Consider the following 17991-nt stretch of genomic DNA (forward strand, 5'->3'; position numbering starts at 1 on the left):
TTCTTAGACAAAACCCTCTTTACACATAATAGTTTTACCGCAAAGAGCGCAAAGATAAAAAGCCCCAAAGGTTCGCCAAGCTATTAATTAAACTTTGCGAACCTCTGTGTAATCCTTTGCGCCCTTTGCGGTAAAACCTTTTTAGTTTTTTAAAAAAGTAGGGCACAAAAAAAAATCCTCATCAAGTAAATGATGAGGATTATAAAGAAAGGCGACGACATACTCTCCCACATAACTGCAGTACCATCTGCGCAGGCGGGCTTAACTACTCTGTTCGGGATGGGAAGAGGTGAGCCCCGCCGCAATAACCACCTTAAGGTCGTTGTTACTTGAGGTAACTTTTTTAATTAATAATTAACAATTGATAATTCATAATTAAAAATAATATCTTAACACACTGAGATAAAGAAAAAAGTATTTTTTAGAAAGTTTCTCCCAGCCCCTTTGTTCCCCCTTCGGGGGTTAGGGGCTGGGAAAGCGTACATAAGCTTACGGATTATTAGTACTACTCGACTATGACATTACTGCCTTTACATCTATAGCCTATCAACGTGGTCATCTCCCACGATCCTTAAAAGAAATCTCATCTTGTGGTGGGTTTCGCGCTTATATGCTTTCAGCGCTTATCCCTTCCAAACGTAGCTACTCTGCGGTGCTCCTGGCGGAACAACAGATACACTAGAGGTTTGTCCAATTCGGTCCTCTCGTACTAGAATCAGATCCACTCAAATTTCTTGCGCCCACAGTAGATAGAGACCGAACTGTCTCACGACGTTCTGAACCCAGCTCGCGTGCCACTTTAATGGGCGAACAGCCCAACCCTTGGGACCTTCTCCAGCCCCAGGATGTGACGAGCCGACATCGAGGTGCCAAACCCCCCCGTCGATATGAGCTCTTGGGGGAGATCAGCCTGTTATCCCCGGCGTACCTTTTATCCTTTGAGCGATGGCCCTTCCATGCGGAACCACCGGATCACTATGCTCTACTTTCGTACCTGATCGACCTGTATGTCTCTCAGTCAAGCTCCCTTATGCCATTGCACTCTACGCACGGTTACCAAGCGTACTGAGGGAACCTTTAGAAGCCTCCGTTACTCTTTTGGAGGCGACCACCCCAGTCAAACTACCCACCAAGCAATGTCCCCCGCTTGAGCGGGGTTAGGCCTCAGATAAACAAAGGGTTGTATTTCAACAATGACTCCACAACGCCTAGCGACGCCACTTCACAGTCTCCAACCTATCCTACACATCATTTATCCAAGGTCAATACTAAGCTATAGTAAAGGTGCACAGGGTCTTTTCGTCCCACTGCGGGTAAGCGGCATCTTCACCGCTACTACAATTTCACCGAGCTCATGGCTGAGACAGTGTCCAGATCGTTACACCATTCGTGCAGGTCGGAACTTACCCGACAAGGAATTTCGCTACCTTAGGACCGTTATAGTTACGGCCGCCGTTTACTGGGGCTTCAATTCAATGCTTCTCCGAAGATAACATCTCCTCTTAACCTTCCAGCACCGGGCAGGTGTCAGGCCCTATACTTCATCTTACGATTTTGCAGAGCCCTGTGTTTTTGATAAACAGTCGCCTGGACCTCTTCACTGCGGCCAGCATTGCTGCTGGCGACCTTTCTCCCGAAGTTACAGGTCTATTTTGCCTAATTCCTTAGCCATGAATCTCTCGAGCACCTTAGGATTCTCTCCTCGACTACCTGTGTCGGTTTGCGGTACGGGTACTTATTACCTGAAGTTTAGAGGTTTTTCTTGGAAGCCCTTAGGCGCACTATCTCTTTGACCGAAGTCTCCGAGTACTATCGTATTTCCCCAAGCCGCGTGGATTTGCCTGCGCAGCTTATAGGTAGGTACTTCAACGAACTATTCCGTCAGTTCGCGGCGCTTTCATCACTCCGTCACCCCATCACAGTAATAAGTAGTACGGGAATATTAACCCGTGGTCCATCGACTGTCCCTTTCGGGTTCGCCTTAGGTCCCGACTAACCCACAGCTGATTAGCATAGCTGTGGAAACCTTAGTCTTTCGGTGTGCGGGTTTCTCGCCCGCATTATCGTTACTTATGCCTACATTTTCTTTTCTAACCAGTCCAGCATGCCTTACGACACACCTTCAACCCTGTTAGAATGCTCCCCTACCACTTTGACCTAAGTCAAAATCCATAGCTTCGGTAATATGTTTATGCCCGATTATTATCCATGCTCGTCCGCTCGACTAGTGAGCTGTTACGCACTCTTTAAATGAATGGCTGCTTCCAAGCCAACATCCTAGCTGTCTGGGCAGACAAACCTCGTTCTTTCAACTTAACATATATTTGGGGACCTTAGCTGATGGTCTGGGTTCTTTCCCTCTCGGACTTGGACCTTAGCACCCAAGCCCTCACTGTTGTGAAACATTATATAGCATTCGGAGTTTGTCAGGAATTGGTAGGCGGTGAAGCCCCCGCATCCAATCAGTAGCTCTACCTCTATATAACTTTATGCACAACGCTGCACCTAAATGCATTTCGGGGAGTACGAGCTATTTCCGAGTTTGATTGGCCTTTCACCCCTACCCACAGGTCATCCGAAGACTTTTCAACGTCAACCGGTTCGGTCCTCCACTGTGTGTTACCACAGCTTCAACCTGCCCATGGGTAGATCACACGGTTTCGCGTCTAACACTACTGACTAAAGCGCCCTATTCAGACTCGCTTTCGCTACGGATCCGTGGCTTAACCACTTATCCTTGCCAGCAACGTTAACTCGTAGGCTCATTATGCAAAAGGCACGCCGTCACCCCACGAAAGGGCTCCGACCGCTTGTAAGCGTATGGTTTCAGGATCTATTTCACTCCGTTATTCACGGTTCTTTTCACCTTTCCCTCACGGTACTGGTTCACTATCGGTCTCTCAGGAGTATTTAGCCTTAGCGGATGGTCCCGCCAAATTCAGACAGGGTTTCACGTGCCCCGCCCTACTCAGGATACCACTATCCTTTACACTCATTACCTATACGGGACTATCACCCTCTATGGTTCTACTTTCCAGTAGATTCTAATTCTTTGTGCAAGAAATGTCGTGGTCCTACAACCCCAACATTGCCGTAACAACATTGGTTTGGGCTAATCCGCGTTCGCTCGCCACTACTTACGGAATCACTTTTGTTTTCTTCTCCTCCGCCTACTTAGATGTTTCAGTTCAGCGGGTTTGCCCACCTATCGGTGTACTATGTCTTCAACATAGTGGGTTGCCCCATTCAGGTATTTACGGATCAAGTCGTGTGTGCCGATCCCCGTAACTTTTCGCAGCTTATCACGCCTTTCATCGCCTCTGAGAGCCAAGGCATCCCCCATACGCCCTTATTTTGCTTATTGTACCAGTCTTGATAAATCAAGACCGTTTTCTTTATCGTCTGTATCACTACTTTCAATAAAAAATGCTTTCTACTTTTTATTATTTTCTTATCTCAATATGTCAATGAACTTTATTATGCTTTAGGCTTTACGCTTTAGGCATTAAGCTTTTAGCCTACGGCTTATAGCTTTTTGTGGAGAATAACGGAGTCGAACCGTTGACCTCCTGCGTGCAAGGCAGGCGCTCTAGCCAGCTGAGCTAATCCCCCATTTTAATTAAAAATTAAAAATCGTGAATTAAAAATTATGAACTTTATCATTCTTAATCTTTCAACTTCTAAAATTTCCTTTTTTTTAAGTTTACAGTCTTTTTTAATTTTTAATTCTCAATTTTTAATTGAAATTCTTTAAAAAAGTAGTCCCGGGCAGACTCGAACTGCCGACCCCTACATTATCAGTGTAGTACTCTAACCAGCTGAGCTACGAGACTCTGTTTTACTTAATTGTATTATTTGAACTAACAGCAGAGTAATATAATCTTCAATTTAACCTATAGGTCAATTCGTCTTCTTTCCCTAACGTGCATTGCTGCTAACATATAGGGCTCTAGAAAGGAGGTGTTCCAGCCGCACCTTCCGGTACGGCTACCTTGTTACGACTTAGCCCTAGTTACCAGTTTTACCCTAGGCAGCTCCTTGCGGTCACCGACTTCAGGCACCCCCAGCTTCCATGGCTTGACGGGCGGTGTGTACAAGGCCCGGGAACGTATTCACCGGATCATGGCTGATATCCGATTACTAGCGATTCCAGCTTCACGGAGTCGAGTTGCAGACTCCGATCCGAACTGTGACCGGTTTTATAGATTCGCTCCTAGTCGCCCAGTGGCTGCTCTCTGTACCGGCCATTGTAGCACGTGTGTAGCCCAAGGCGTAAGGGCCGTGATGATTTGACGTCATCCCCACCTTCCTCACAGTTTGCACTGGCAGTCTTGTTAGAGTTCCCGACATGACTCGCTGGCAACTAACAACAGGGGTTGCGCTCGTTATAGGACTTAACCTGACACCTCACGGCACGAGCTGACGACAACCATGCAGCACCTTGTAAATTGTCTTGCGAAAGTTCTGTTTCCAAAACGGTCAATCTACATTTAAGCCTTGGTAAGGTTCCTCGCGTATCATCGAATTAAACCACATGCTCCACCGCTTGTGCGGGCCCCCGTCAATTCCTTTGAGTTTCATTCTTGCGAACGTACTCCCCAGGTGGGATACTTATCACTTTCGCTTAGCCACTGAAATTGCTCCCAACAGCTAGTATCCATCGTTTACGGCGTGGACTACCAGGGTATCTAATCCTGTTCGCTACCCACGCTTTCGTCCATCAGCGTCAATCAATTAGTAGTAACCTGCCTTCGCAATTGGTATTCCATGTAATCTCTAAGCATTTCACCGCTACACTACATATTCTAGTTACTTCCTAATAATTCAAGTTTAACAGTATCAATGGCCGTTCCACCGTTGAGCGATGGGCTTTCACCACTGACTTATTAAACCGCCTACGGACCCTTTAAACCCAATGATTCCGGATAACGCTTGGATCCTCCGTATTACCGCGGCTGCTGGCACGGAGTTAGCCGATCCTTATTCTTACAGTACCGTCAAGGTTCTACACGTAGAACTGTTTCTTCCTGTACAAAAGCAGTTTACAATCCATAGGACCGTCATCCTGCACGCGGCATGGCTGGATCAGGCTTGCGCCCATTGTCCAATATTCCTCACTGCTGCCTCCCGTAGGAGTCTGGTCCGTGTCTCAGTACCAGTGTGGGGGATCTCCCTCTCAGGACCCCTACCCATCGTAGCCTTGGTAAGCCGTTACCTTACCAACTAGCTAATGGGACGCATGCTCATCTTTTACCGTTGTGACTTTAATAATTGCTCGATGCCGAGCTATTATACTATGAGGTATTAATCCAAATTTCTCTGGGCTATCCCTCTGTAAAAGGTAGATTGCATACGCGTTACGCACCCGTGCGCCGGTCTCTGCTCCCGAAGAAGCATACCCCTCGACTTGCATGTGTTAAGCCTGCCGCTAGCGTTCATCCTGAGCCAGGATCAAACTCTTCATCGTATATTTTAATATTATATTCGACTAATGATTCTATCGGTTTTATTCAAATCTCTCGATTCTATTACTCTTATTTTGTTGTTCTAAGATCTCTCTTAAAACGGCTGTCAATTCAATATGTCTAGGAACGTATTCTTCTTTTTAATGTCGCTTGTTTCTCAAAGCGGGTGCAAAAGTAGAAAAGTCTTTTCTAACTGGCAAGAAATTTGTGAAGTTTTTTTGGAAAATTTTCGTTTCCGTTTTCTTCTTTCTTATCAATCTTTCAAGGAACTTTGCTTGTTTTGCGGGGTGCAAATGTAACATCCGTTTTCCATTCTCACAAGCTTTTCTAAATCTTTTTTTTAGAATTTTATTTCTAATTTGATTCGTCTTGCTTGCCAGTATTTAAAGGAACGTTTGTCGTTGTTGCGGGTGCAAAACTACCACCTTTATTCAGTTAAACAATACTTTTTAGAGAGTATTTTTTGTTTATTTTTTATTCTTTTCTTAATACTCTGATAACACACTCCTTACGGTCTGTTATTTTTTATTGTTTTCTATATACTTTAGGCACTTTACGGCGTTTACCCCGTTTTTCCTTTGGTTTTGCTGGGTTTCGTGGAGCTTCTTGCATTTTTGTTTCTCGCAGATTGAGCAGATTGAGCAGATTTTTGAACTTACCAGCCTTGATAGCCCTGATAGTAGTGGAAATCCTTGGCCTTTTCTCTTTAAAAAGGACAAGATTGGAGCGTCCCGAAGCTTCGGGAGCAGGAAACAGCTCCTGAAAACTATTCGAATCGTATTGCTTTGACTGGAGAAATCTTCGTTATTATATAGGAAGGAATTAATAACACCAAAAAACAAACTGTTACTGTAAGCAGATTTACCAACAATACATACCCCCAGTTGAGATAAACTGGCGCTTGGTTAACATAGTAGTTTTCTGGATTAAGCTGAATCACTCCAAAATGCTGTTGTATCAACAATAGCGAAATCCCAATAAGATTCCCCCAGAACAATCCTCTTAATATAAGGTAAAGCGCATTATAAAGGAAGATTTTACGAATGACCCAATTATTAGCTCCTAATGCTTTTAGGATTCCGATCATTTGTGTGCGCTCTAGTATTAACACCAATAATGCTACTACCATATTTATTGTTGCTACAATGATCATGATAGCAAGAATAACTATAATATTAAAATCGAAGAGTTGTAACCAATCAAATATATAACTGTATTTTTCGATTATGGTTTTAGTATCTAGCGTTGATGATGTTTGCTGATAGATTTCGTCTCCTGTCGTTTTTATATTATCGAAGTCTTTTAAGAAAACCTCAAATGCTCCAACTTCGTTTGGAGTCCATTTATTAATACGTTGTATATGGCGAATATCTCCTATTATGTAGGTAGCATCGAAATCCTGAAATCCTGAATTGAAGATTCCTGCGATTTTGAATCGACGAACATTTGGTAATTTATTCTGATCTTCTTTTATAAAGAAGGTATTAAACTCATCTCCTACTTTTAGATTTAATCTATCTGCAAGAAATCTCGATAATAACACTTCTTGATTAATTGCTTTAGAATAATCAGGAAGTCTTCCGTCGACTAAATACTCTTTTATATTATTCCAATCATAATCGGCACCAACCCCTTTGAATATTATTCCTTCGAATGCAGTTTCAGTTCTTATTATCCCAGCTTTACTAGCTATTGCCTGGATATGACTTACCTCTGGAACAGAAGTAAACTTAGGATAAAAGTCTTGCTTTTTGGAAATCGGACTTAACGTTACCTCGGATTGGTTATTATCGTAATTAGAAATAATTACCTGACCATTAAAAGCGGAGACTTTTTCGCGGATTTTTTGTTGCAATCCAATTCCGGTTGCTACTGAAACCAACATCATTATTATTCCGATTGCAATAGCCGAGATTGCAATTTTTATAATTGGTGCTGATATACTGCTTTTATAATCCTTTGCAGTAATAAGTCTTTTGGCTATAAAATATTCTAGATTCAAAATTGATAGGGTTGTCTTATAATAAGTTCAAAAATACGGTTTAATAAACAAACATAAATTACTCGTAAAAACAATTACGAAATATTTAAGCCTAAAAACACTCTTATAAAGGTAAACGCTTTTTCATTGCCTCGACAATATTAAATGCCGCTGGACACATTGCGACGTTTTTAAGCGTTAAGTCAGAAATTTGCTGGAATTTTTTACGATCTGTATGCGGGAACTCACGGCAGGCTTTTGGGCGTACATCGTAAATCATACAATAATTTTCATTATCCAGGAATGTACACGGAACACTTTGCAGAACATAATCTTTATCTTCATCTATACGCAAGTATTGCTCGATGAACTGTTGCGGCTTTTGTCGCAAATGTTTTGAGATACGCTCGATATCAGCATCCGTAAATAATGGCCCTGTCGTTTTACAACAGTTAGCACATTTTAAGCAATCTGTTTTTTTGAATTCTGCGTCATGTAATTCCTGCATTACATAATCTAAATTCTTAGGTTGTTTCTTTTTAAGCTTATCGAAATACTTTTTGTTTTCGATATGCTTATCTTTGGCTAACTTATTTAAGTTGTTTAAAATTTCTTTCAAGTTTAATTTTTAAAGTTGATTTGCAAAATTAAACAACTTTAAACTCGAAACCTTAAACTTTGAACTAAAATACAATGAAAGACCTTTTTGGGAAAGCAATGCTAGATTTCCAGACCAACAATTCGCCTGAGGATTTAATTACCGAAACCACTATTTCTGAAGCTGACGAAATGAGCGTTGCTTATTTGTTTCGCTCTTTTAAAGAAATGCCTAAACTGGAGCAAAAAGCATTAGAACTTGCCTACGGAAAAATACTTGACGTAGGTTGTGGAGCCGGAAGTCATAGTTTGTATTTACAGAACGAAAGAAATCTAGACGTAACCGCTATAGATATTTCGGAAAAAGCAATTGAAACCTGTAATCTCCGTGGTGTAAAAAATGCCAAAGCACAAGATATACTAACTCTAGATGGCGAAAAATACGATACAATTATATTATTAATGAATGGTGTTGGTATTTTTGGAAAACTTCAAAATTGCAATAAATTTTTATCAAAGCTAAAGTCTCTTCTAAATCCTGGTGGCCAAATCTTACTGGATAGTTCGGACATTATATATATGTTTGACGAAGATGAAGATGGAGGAAAATGGATTCCATCGGATACTGAGTATTATGGCGAACTGGTTTTTAATATATCTTATAAAGGCGATAAAGAATCTGCTTTTGACTGGTTATACTTAGATTACAATACGCTCCAAAATGCAGCTGTCGCTAATGGCTTTAAATGTGAACTTGTTCTAGAAGGCGAACATTATGATTATCTAGCCAAACTTTCTATTTAAAAAACAAAACACATAACATGGAAAATTCAGATTTAGAAAAATTAAAATATCCTATCGGAAAATTTATAGCTCCTGAAAATTATTCTCCTGATTATATCTTAAATAAAATTGAAGAAATCTCTTCTTTCCCCGAAAGACTAAAAAAAGAAGTGATTAGTTTATCCGACGAACAACTTGACACTCCTTATCGGCCGGAAGGTTGGACGGTAAGACAACTCATTCATCATTGCGCCGAAAGCCATATGAATTGTTTTATACGAATAAAATGGGCTTTGACCGAAGACAAGCCAATAATAAAAGCTTACCACGAGGACCTTTGGGCTGAATTACCTGATAATTTGACAATGCCTATACAACCAACTTTGTCTTTACTGGATGGTTTGCATTTTCGTTTAGGATACATCATGAAGAGCTTATCTCAAGCAGAACTTGAAAAAGCTTTTATTCACCCCGAAAATAATTCAATAGTTTCTATCAAGCAAATGATAGGAACGTATGCCTGGCACGGCAATCATCATTTAGCTCACATTACAGCTCTAAAGAAACATAAGGGATGGTAATTATATTTGTTTTCCTAGCTAAACTCAAAATGAAAACACTTTACACAGCTTGTATACTATTTATACATATTGGTTATCATACATAATTAGCCATAAAAACAAAAGCCTCTTCATGCATGAAGAGGCTTTTGTTTTTGTAACATATGAGTATCCTAGATTAAGGAATATTCAAATATTTATGTGTTTGAAGTGAAACTCTCCATTTCGGATTATTCATGACATACTCTACAATAAGAGGAGTCATTTCTTCTTTTTTACTCCATTCTGGCTGAAGAAACAATATTGCTTTTCCGTTTACTAGTTCGGCTTGTTCTTCGGCAAAGATAAAATCATGCTTATTGTAAATAATTACTTTTAATTCATGTGCATTATCATAAACTGTTTGCGTTGGCAATTTATTCTTTTTTGGAGAAAGACAAATCCAATCCCACGTTCCTGTAAGCGGATAAGCTCCTGAGGTTTCGATATGGACTTTTAGATTTTTATTTTTTAATTCTGTCGTAAGTACAGTCATATCCCATGTTAATGGTTCTCCGCCTGTAACAACAACTGTATCAGCATATTTACTTGCATTATTTACAATTAAATCAACACTTGTAGGCGGATGCAATTCTGCATTCCAACTTTCTTTAACATCACACCAATGACAACCTACATCACACCCTCCAATACGGATAAAATAAGCTGCTGTACCTGTATGAAATCCTTCTCCCTGAATCGTGTAAAACTCTTCCATTAAGGGTAACATTGCACCTTTATTTACTTCTAATTGTATTTCTTTTGATAACATTACTAAATTTTAAAGTGCAAAGATAGTCAATAAAAAATGGAACAATAAAAAAACCGATAATTCAAAGAACTATCGGTTTTAAAATATTAAGAATTTTTATATTATTTTAAAGTATTCAAAGATTGTGTAGCATAAGCATTAGTAGGATCCAATGCTAAAGTTTTGTTGAAATACTCAATTGCTTTCACTTTATCTGTATTTGCATAACTTGCTGCGATGTTATTGTAAGCCTCTACGAATTTAGCTTTAACTGCTGGTTTAGCAATTTCTTCAGCTCCTTTTTCAGTAGATTTTGCAATATAATCTTCGTAGTTTTTAGTCATTGCCTCATCATTCTCAAGCAATCTGTTTGTTCTTGCTCTATAAAGGTAAGCCTCTTGATAAGTTGGTGAAGCTGTAATCACATTTACAAATGCAGCATCTGCTTTTTGTAAAGCAATTGCGTCTGGCTTAGTATTAGCTTTGTTGTTATCATAGTATATTGATAAACCATAATAAATATTATCATCTAAATAAGTTGCAGACTCAGGAACTTTTGTACCAAATTCAAAAAGTGCTCCCGATTCTTTGTATAATTTTTTACCAAACAATACTTTTCCAAGATCACCTAAATCCTGAACCGCTAAAGGCTCCATTGCAATAGCTTTTCTAATCTCTACCAAACCTGCTTCGAATGCAGCTGGATCAACTGAAGTACCTTCAGCATTTGTTCCTTTTTTGATTTTAGCAAAACCTAAATACAAATAATCTTTTGCAATAATTTTATTTTTAGGATTTTTTACATAATCCTCTAATGATTTGATAGCAACATCTACATTACCATTTTCATATGCAGCATATCCTAAATATCTGAAGATTCTAGGGTTTACTTTATCCAATTCGATCATTTTGTTTGCCTCAACTTCTAAAGCTTTATAATCTTTTACAAGAATTAAAAAGTCTGCATGACGCATTCTTGAATGTATAGAATAATCCGTAAGCGTTAAATATTTTTCATAGCTAGTAATAGCTTTTTGCATATTCTCTTCTGACTTAGAAGGCTTGTTTCTTCCCCATTTGTAATATGTTTCAGCTAATTCTCTGTAAACAGGACCATAATTAGCATCTAATGCAATAACTTCATTAAAAGATTTAATAGCTTCATCGTAAGATTTAGCTCCTTTTAATAATACTCCAAGTTGCATTTTTGCTCTCAACAATGTTGGATCTGCTTGGAATGCATTACGATATGATTTGTAAGCTTCGTTTTGATTGTTATCTCCATAATATGCATCTCCAAGTGCTAAAAGTACTTGAGCATTTTGTGGATCTACTGCTACCGCACGATTTAAAGAAGTTATAGCACTTTTGTAATCTGGATTAACAGAATTCATGTATGCTTTACCGATATAGATAAATTCCTCTACATCTTTTCTTTTCATTGGCTTTATAGCTGAAGCAAAATTAGCCTGAGCTGCAGTTGTATTTTTATTATCTAAATCTAATTGACCTAAACCAATATAACCAAGATTAGCACGGCTAGATGCAGCTGTACTATTAAGGTAATATATTTTTGCAGAGTCAGCAACTTGTTGACTTAAATAAATATTACCCAATATAAATGGAGCTTCACCATCTGTTGGTTTTGCTTTTATAATTGATTGTAAAACTGATTTCGCTTTTTCAAATTGCTCTGCATCGATAGCTTTTTTAGCTTGACTTATGTCTTGTGCATAAGTTCCAGCAGCTGTAGCCATTAACGCAACACTAAAAATTTTAAATTTATTCATCTCTGTTGTAATTAATTTATTCTTTTTCGTTAATAATTTCACTTCTAACATTGAGTTTTCTTCCAGGAACACGTATTGGTAACAATCCAGATTTTAAAACTATTCTTTGTCCAATATCGCCTCCTACAAAAGAAGCAAACCCAATACCTAATCCTGAGTATCCTTGACAATTGATAATATACAAATCACGTGCCAAAGGATAAGTACCCTCTGCTATATTGTTTTGAGTTGGAGCAACAAATTTATCACTAGTAAGACCTTTTACGCTCAATACATTAACTTTAGCAACAAAATCTTTCATTTTAGGAGATGGTTGTGACAACCAATTTACTCCTACAACTCCTACCATTCCTTTATTCTCAGATACAAATTTAATTACTTCTTCATTCGTTTTAAATGAAAAAACTCCTTCTTTAGGAATATCTTTAGTTCCTGCCAAAGTTTTTAAATAGCGCACTGTACTAGAGTTTGGATTGTCAAAAACTAATCCTTTGATACTTGCTTCGGATTTACCTTGCATTAAATTAATCACTGTTTTCAACGCAATTAAAGTATCATTATTGTCTTTGTTTGAAATAAATGCAATTGCATCTGTAGCAACTGGCGTTACTCTAGGGGCAATTTTCTTTTTATTAAAAACTTCTCTCTCTTCTTTTGTCAAATCTCTTGCTGTAAAAGCAACAGTAGCTTTTTGATTTAATAAATCATTAATAAGTTCCGCTTCTGATTTTGGCTTTATAGCAATTTTTGCATCATAAGTGCTTTCAAAAATAAGCACCTGATCCTCAACAATAGGAACCAACGTTTCATCTACAGTAATATCCATAGATCCTTTTAGTATTGATTCTTTGTCTACTTTACTTTTATCTTTCTGATTACAAGTAATAAACAACAAACCAAACAATACTAAAAACAAAACTTTACTATTCTTTAGCATAACTAATCAGTGTTTGAATTAAAAAACCTCACAAATCTTATAAACGAATATACGATTAATAATATACCAAAAGCAACTCTATATTTAAATTCCATTGCAATTGGTAAAGCTTTCCAAAAAATAATTACTAAACCTATTACAAAATACATTAGAAAGAAGAACATTCCTAAAACAAGAAGAAATCGCTCTTTTAGCGATTTCTTCTTAATATTATCAAGCAGTTTCTTCAACATTAGTCTGCAGATTGAATAGTAATAGGAAGAGAGTATAATACCCTAACTTTTTTACCATTTTGCTCACCTGGATTCCATTTTGGACATTTCTTTAAAACTCTAATAGCTTCGGTTCCTGTTCCATAACCAATATCTCTTAAAACTTTAATGTCTGTTAATGATCCATCTTTTTCAACTACGAAAGTAACATATACTTTACCTTTCAATCCTTCTTCTTCTGGAGTTTTGTAGTTATTACCTACGAACTTGTAGAATTTCTCAATCCCTCCAGGGAATTCAGGTTTTACTTCGATACCTGCTGTGTTGTAAATTTGTGTATCTTCTTCAACTACTGCAGCTGTTCCTGTACCTACTGGTTCAACAGTTAATACTGCATCAGGATCTCCTTTAATAGTTTCAGCACCAATTTTTTTCTCTTTAAGCTCCACTAATTTTGGTGGTTCTTCAGTTACTTCATCAGCTTTTGCTACAACTGGCTTCACGAACTTCACTTGATCCACTTTTGGAGGTGGAGGTGGTGGAGGCGGAAGGTTTGGTTTTACCTCCTCTTTTTTAGGTGGTAATTTTACAGTGGTAATCTTAATATCCTTACTTGCCTCATCTGCTTTAGAATCCGGCAAAAGGCTTGCAATAACAGGCGCAGCAACAGCAATTGAAAAAATAACTGACCCAACGATAAGTGCTCTTACCGTAGTTTTTGTGTTAGATTTTCTTAACTCATATGCACCATATATCTTATTACGCCCTTCGAATACGATATCAAGCCACTGGTTTTTTATAATATCTAATTTCATTTTTCTTGATTATTAGGGTGTTAAAAGATAAGATTGCTCTTATTTTTTCTCTACCAATTTTGTTTCCTCTGGCGAAAACTCATTAACGATTGCATAGGTTTCTACGCCAGTAATAGCCATTTCGTCCAAGATATCAACCAAATTACGGTAACTAGATTTTTTCGTAGGTTTTATAATTACGATAATTCCGTTTTTTGGTTTCCCAATTCCAGCAGAATATTCTAAAACAGATTTTTTTCTGCTTACTAATTCTTTACGGATTCCGTCTTTCCCATAAGCAATATCTTTAGGTCCAGCGATAGGAGTTGCTAACAATCCCATATAATAAGTTAATTTATTATCTGGGCCTAATAATAAAGTCATTGTACGATTTTCATCTACTTTAATATCATTCTTTTCATTAGGATCCTTCTCTTTATCTGGCAACCCCAAGTTCATCGATTGAGGCTTTGACAACGTTGTGGTAAGCATAAAGAATGTGATTAGTAAGAAAGCCAAATCTACCATCGCAGTTAAATCTACTTTTGAGTTTTGCTTTTTACTTCTTACTTTACCACCTTTTCCGCCTCCACCGCCGTCGGTATTTAATTCAGCCATTTTAGTGTATGTTTTTTAATTAAAAGTCTTTTCCTCTCAAACCAGTAACTAAGCTAAAGGTATTGATTTTTTGATCTTGCAAGATGTCCATTACTTTATGAATCGCAGGATACTCTTCTTTAGCATCACCTTTTATTGCAAATTGTAATTCTTTATCAGCAATTTCAATATTTGCAATACGCGCATTGTAAATCCATTCTTTTAACTGATTATCTAAAGAATCTTTAGGAATACCAGGTTGATCAGCTTTACTTCTATCAGCCGCTTTCATGTCAATGATTTGCTTTAAACTTGTAATTGGAACTCCAAATCCTTCCATTAGAGCAAATTCAGTTTTATCATTGTCAGAAAAAGCAACACCGTATTTCTCACCCATTAGCTCCAAAGTTCTTTTACGAACTTCTCTTCCTTTTAAATCAAAAAATACTTTTCCTTTTCCTATTGTAAGTGTAGCTAAATCCGTTTCAGGTAATTTAGTTTGTACAGTAGATGAAGGCGTGTCTACAGGAAGTGCCTCAGGCACTTTTGCAGTAGCAGTCAAAATAAAGAATGTCAACAAAAGAAATGCAACATCACACATGGCAGTCATGTCCGTAGACGTTGACTTTTTTTTCATTTTTATTTTTGCCATTATCTTTTATTTTAAATTTAGCACAATAATCATGCTAAAAAATTATTTATTGTTTTAAACTTCCTCTAAAGTGTCTGTAAGTATTTACGATTGTAGTACCTGCTTCGTCAATAGAATAAGTTAAATCATCAATTTTAGATGTAAAGAAGTTGTAAGCAATAATAGCAAAGATAGAAGTACTAATACCAGTTGCAGTATTTACAAGTGCCTCAGAAATACCATTTGCAAGTGCAGCTTGGTCAGGAGAACCTGTAGAAGCTAACGCGCTAAATGCTTTAATCATACCAGATACTGTTCCTAACAATCCTCCTAATGTACCTAAAGATACTAATGAAGAAATGATTGTCATGTTTTTCTCTAACATTGGCATTTCTAATGAAGTAATCTCTTCGATTTCTTTGTGGATAGTTTCAGAAGCTTCTTCACTGTTGAAACCTTCTTTTTTAACTTCTTGATATTTAATTAAAGCTGATTTAATTGCATTTGCAACTGAACCTTGTTGTTTGTCACAAGAAGCGATAGCTGCATCAATGTTTCCTTCTTTAATGCTTCCTTGTACACTTTTCATGAATTTATCTAAGTTTGCTTTTCCAGCAGCTTTAGAGATAACTGTAAATCTTTCAATAGAAAATACGATAACCATTAATAACATACCTAACAAAACAGGAACGATAATACCTCCATGGTAAACCATACCTAATATATTCAACGGGTGCCCTTCAACTGTACCACCTTCAAAATTCGATGGAGAACCCATTAGGAAATTCCAAATACACCAACCCACAAAAATACATGCTGCAATAATCAATCCTGACACCATTCCTCCGCCATTTGAAGTACTTTCCTTTTTAACTTTAACGTTTGCCATTTTTTTTAATTTTAATAGTTTTAAATAATTTTTATTTTTTAGTTATAATAAACTTGTAGTGCAGCAAATTTATATTTTTAGTTTAAATAAAAAAACTTTTTTCAATTTAATTCCAATTAATTTAACCTTAAAACAAAAAATATCTAATTGAATTAATTGTATTTTAAATAAAATCGAAGTAAAAAAATAATTATTTATGATAAAATTTACAACGATTTAGTAAAAAGCAATGCAATCTCTCAAAATCTTCATAATGTGTTAAGAAAATATTTTTTATTATTATTTTTAACAAAATTAGTTTTTTTTTACGCTAACATAGCTAAATTAAACGTTTTAAGAAAAAATCTATACCTTGCAACTGAATTAATGTTACATAAATATGAGCCAAAAAGACGAATTTATTCAAAGTATAAATGACGGTTATCAAACCAAAGGAGAAAGTATTATTCTTGGTGGAGCAATTTTCGATGGGGAACCTCTAAATGCACACGTAAAAATCCCATTAAAAACATTAAACCGTCACGGATTAATAGCTGGAGCGACTGGAACTGGAAAAACTAAGACGATTCAGGTACTATCTGAGCAACTTTCATTAGCAGGAATCCCTGTTTTAATGATGGATATTAAGGGAGATTTTAGTGGTATTGCCAAAGAAGGAGAAGAAAAGTCTTTTATTACCGAACGTCATGCAAAAATCGATATACCTTATAATATATCCCAATTTCCTGTAGAATTAATGTCTCTTTCTGAACAAAGCGGAGTTAGATTACGTGCTACAGTTTCAGAATTTGGACCCGTTTTATTCTCTAGAATATTAGGTTTAAATGATACTCAATCGGGTGTTATTTCGGTAATTTTTAAATATTGTGACGATAATAAAATGCCTTTATTAGACTTAAAGGATATTAAAAAGGTCATTAATTATATTACCGAAGAAGGAAAAGATGAAATCGCAGCCAGTTATGGCAAGATATCTACAGCCACAACTGGAACAATTCTCCGAAAAATAATCGAACTGGAACAACAAGGAGCAGATATCTTTTTTGGTGAATTATCATTCGAAATTGATGACTTAATGCGCATCGACGAAAACGGAAAAGGATACGTAAATATCATTCGTTTAACGGATATTCAGGATAAACCTAAATTATTCTCGACTTTTATGTTGAGTTTACTTGCCGAAATATACCAACAAATGCCCGAAAAGGGAGATGTTGATCAACCTGAATTAGTCATTTTTATAGATGAAGCGCACTTAATTTTCAACGAAGCTAGTAAAGTATTGCTAGAGCAAATTGAAACTATTGTAAAACTTATCCGTTCAAAAGGAGTTGGGGTTTATTTTGTAACTCAAAACCCAATGGATGTGCCAAGTGGAGTTTTAGCACAGTTAGGTTTAAAGATTCAGCATGCTTTAAGAGCTTTTACAGCAAATGACAGGCAAGCCATCAAGAAAACTGCCGACAACTACCCTACATCTAAATATTATAAGACTGACGAACTACTTACGAGTTTAGGGATAGGAGAAGCTCTGGTTACAGCCTTAAACGAAAAAGGAGTTCCAACACCATTAGTAGCCACTATGATGCGAGCACCAATGAGCAGAATGGATGTATTAACAGAAAGTGAAATTCAGGAAATTAACCAAAAATCAAAATTGGTTAAAAAATATAGCGAGGTAATCGACCGTGAAAGTGCTTACGAAATATTAACCAAAAAAATTAGCGATGCCGAACAAGAAGCTTCTTCTCGACAAGAAGAGAAAACTTCTCAGAAAACGAGTAATGAACCAAGTACTGCAAGCGTAGTTGGCAAATCGGTACTAAAAGTAGTAACCAGTGCTACTTTTATAAGAGGTGTGTTTGGCGTTTTATCAAAAATGTTCAAGAAGTAAATTCTAAAAAACAAGAAACCCTTTTAATGTTGTATTAAAAGGGTTTCTTGTTTTTATAAATATCTAAAGAT

At 37.1% G+C, this 17991-nt stretch carries 12 protein-coding genes, 2 tRNA genes and 3 rRNA genes; 3 read left to right on the forward strand and 14 right to left on the reverse strand.

Features of this window, described 5'->3' with window-relative positions; translation table 11 throughout:
* Positions 1-206: 206 nt before the first annotated feature.
* From rrf to AC3IPI_RS02800, 7 genes are all read right to left on the reverse strand, one after another.
* Positions 207-316, reverse strand: a 5S ribosomal RNA gene (gene rrf / locus AC3IPI_RS02770).
* A gap of 163 nt (positions 317-479) precedes the next feature.
* Positions 480-3364 (reverse strand): 23S ribosomal RNA (locus AC3IPI_RS02775).
* A gap of 174 nt (positions 3365-3538) precedes the next feature.
* Positions 3539-3612 (reverse strand) — tRNA-Ala (locus AC3IPI_RS02780).
* A gap of 147 nt (positions 3613-3759) precedes the next feature.
* Positions 3760-3833 (reverse strand) — tRNA-Ile (locus AC3IPI_RS02785).
* A 120-nt stretch (positions 3834-3953) separates the two neighbouring features.
* Positions 3954-5467: ribosomal RNA gene (locus AC3IPI_RS02790) — 16S ribosomal RNA — on the reverse strand.
* The 16S, 23S and 5S rRNA genes sit together here with 2 tRNA genes alongside, the layout of an rRNA operon.
* A 764-nt stretch (positions 5468-6231) precedes the next feature.
* Positions 6232-7467: an ABC transporter permease gene (locus tag AC3IPI_RS02795; RefSeq protein WP_489156988.1), complete on the reverse strand. Its 1236-nt coding sequence runs from the start codon at positions 7465-7467 to the stop codon at positions 6232-6234.
* Between the two features lie 103 nt (positions 7468-7570).
* Positions 7571-8065 (reverse strand): YkgJ family cysteine cluster protein, encoded by a 495-nt coding sequence (locus tag AC3IPI_RS02800; RefSeq protein ID WP_039112934.1) that lies wholly within the window; start codon positions 8063-8065, stop codon positions 7571-7573.
* A gap of 74 nt (positions 8066-8139) precedes the next feature.
* Between AC3IPI_RS02800 and AC3IPI_RS02805 the strand changes: the two genes are divergently transcribed.
* Together AC3IPI_RS02805 and AC3IPI_RS02810 are read left to right on the forward strand one after the other, a co-directional pair.
* Positions 8140-8847 (forward strand): class I SAM-dependent methyltransferase, encoded by a 708-nt coding sequence (locus tag AC3IPI_RS02805; RefSeq protein ID WP_489156990.1) that lies wholly within the window; start codon positions 8140-8142, stop codon positions 8845-8847.
* Positions 8848-8864: 17 nt separating this feature from the next.
* Complete coding sequence (locus AC3IPI_RS02810; protein ID WP_489156992.1) at positions 8865-9407, forward strand: YfiT family bacillithiol transferase; 543 nt, start codon at positions 8865-8867, stop codon at positions 9405-9407.
* A gap of 157 nt (positions 9408-9564) precedes the next feature.
* On the opposite strand, the gene AC3IPI_RS02815 is transcribed toward AC3IPI_RS02810, so the two are convergent.
* The 7 genes from AC3IPI_RS02815 to AC3IPI_RS02845 all read right to left on the reverse strand — a co-directional run bounded on the left by AC3IPI_RS02815 (position 9565) and on the right by AC3IPI_RS02845 (position 16026).
* The gene (locus AC3IPI_RS02815) at positions 9565-10197 is read right to left on the reverse strand and encodes a 7-carboxy-7-deazaguanine synthase QueE (RefSeq protein ID WP_039112931.1); all 633 of its coding nucleotides are present in this window, start codon (positions 10195-10197) and stop codon (positions 9565-9567) included.
* A gap of 101 nt (positions 10198-10298) precedes the next feature.
* The gene (locus AC3IPI_RS02820; RefSeq protein WP_489156995.1) at positions 10299-11966 is read right to left on the reverse strand and encodes a tetratricopeptide repeat protein; all 1668 of its coding nucleotides are present in this window, start codon (positions 11964-11966) and stop codon (positions 10299-10301) included.
* Positions 11967-11982: 16 nt separating this feature from the next.
* Positions 11983-12903 carry a PstS family phosphate ABC transporter substrate-binding protein gene (locus tag AC3IPI_RS02825; protein ID WP_489156997.1) on the reverse strand — a complete coding sequence of 307 codons (921 nt, stop codon included), beginning with the start codon at positions 12901-12903 and terminating at the stop codon, positions 11983-11985.
* 232 nt (positions 12904-13135) lie between these two features.
* Positions 13136-13930, reverse strand: a complete 795-nt coding sequence (locus AC3IPI_RS02830) for an energy transducer TonB (RefSeq protein WP_035617235.1) — start codon at positions 13928-13930, stop codon at positions 13136-13138.
* 39 nt (positions 13931-13969) lie between these two features.
* Positions 13970-14527, reverse strand: coding sequence for an ExbD/TolR family protein (locus AC3IPI_RS02835; RefSeq protein ID WP_039112928.1), 558 nt, complete (start codon positions 14525-14527; stop codon positions 13970-13972).
* 19 nt (positions 14528-14546) lie between these two features.
* Positions 14547-15158 (reverse strand): ExbD/TolR family protein, encoded by a 612-nt coding sequence (locus AC3IPI_RS02840; RefSeq protein ID WP_039112927.1) that lies wholly within the window; start codon positions 15156-15158, stop codon positions 14547-14549.
* A 46-nt stretch (positions 15159-15204) separates the two neighbouring features.
* Complete coding sequence (locus AC3IPI_RS02845) at positions 15205-16026, reverse strand: MotA/TolQ/ExbB proton channel family protein (protein ID WP_035617242.1); 822 nt, start codon at positions 16024-16026, stop codon at positions 15205-15207.
* Positions 16027-16405: 379 nt separating this feature from the next.
* Here AC3IPI_RS02845 and AC3IPI_RS02850 point away from each other — a divergent pair, with 379 nt between their 5' ends.
* The gene (locus AC3IPI_RS02850) at positions 16406-17920 is read left to right on the forward strand and encodes a helicase HerA-like domain-containing protein (RefSeq protein ID WP_039112926.1); all 1515 of its coding nucleotides are present in this window, start codon (positions 16406-16408) and stop codon (positions 17918-17920) included.
* The last annotated feature ends 71 nt before the right edge of the window (positions 17921-17991 follow it).

It is taken from the genome of Flavobacterium sp. GL_143 (assembly GCF_057834355.1).

Bases quoted from the DNA above. Each gene is read 5' to 3' on its own strand.
- AC3IPI_RS02805 (WP_489156990.1), top strand. From the start codon at position 8,140: ATGAAAGACCTTTTTGGGAAAGCAATGCTAGATTTCCAGACCAACAAT.
- AC3IPI_RS02810 (WP_489156992.1), top strand. From the start codon at position 8,865: ATGGAAAATTCAGATTTAGAAAAATTAAAATATCCTATCGGAAAATTT.
- AC3IPI_RS02815 (WP_039112931.1), bottom strand. From the start codon at position 10,197: ATGTTATCAAAAGAAATACAATTAGAAGTAAATAAAGGTGCAATGTTA.
- AC3IPI_RS02820 (WP_489156995.1), bottom strand. From the start codon at position 11,966: ATGAATAAATTTAAAATTTTTAGTGTTGCGTTAATGGCTACAGCTGCT.
- AC3IPI_RS02825 (WP_489156997.1), bottom strand. From the start codon at position 12,903: ATGCTAAAGAATAGTAAAGTTTTGTTTTTAGTATTGTTTGGTTTGTTG.
- AC3IPI_RS02830 (WP_035617235.1), bottom strand. From the start codon at position 13,930: ATGAAATTAGATATTATAAAAAACCAGTGGCTTGATATCGTATTCGAA.
- AC3IPI_RS02835 (WP_039112928.1), bottom strand. From the start codon at position 14,527: ATGGCTGAATTAAATACCGACGGCGGTGGAGGCGGAAAAGGTGGTAAA.
- AC3IPI_RS02840 (WP_039112927.1), bottom strand. From the start codon at position 15,158: ATGGCAAAAATAAAAATGAAAAAAAAGTCAACGTCTACGGACATGACT.
- AC3IPI_RS02845 (WP_035617242.1), bottom strand. From the start codon at position 16,026: ATGGCAAACGTTAAAGTTAAAAAGGAAAGTACTTCAAATGGCGGAGGA.
- AC3IPI_RS02850 (WP_039112926.1), top strand. From the start codon at position 16,406: ATGAGCCAAAAAGACGAATTTATTCAAAGTATAAATGACGGTTATCAA.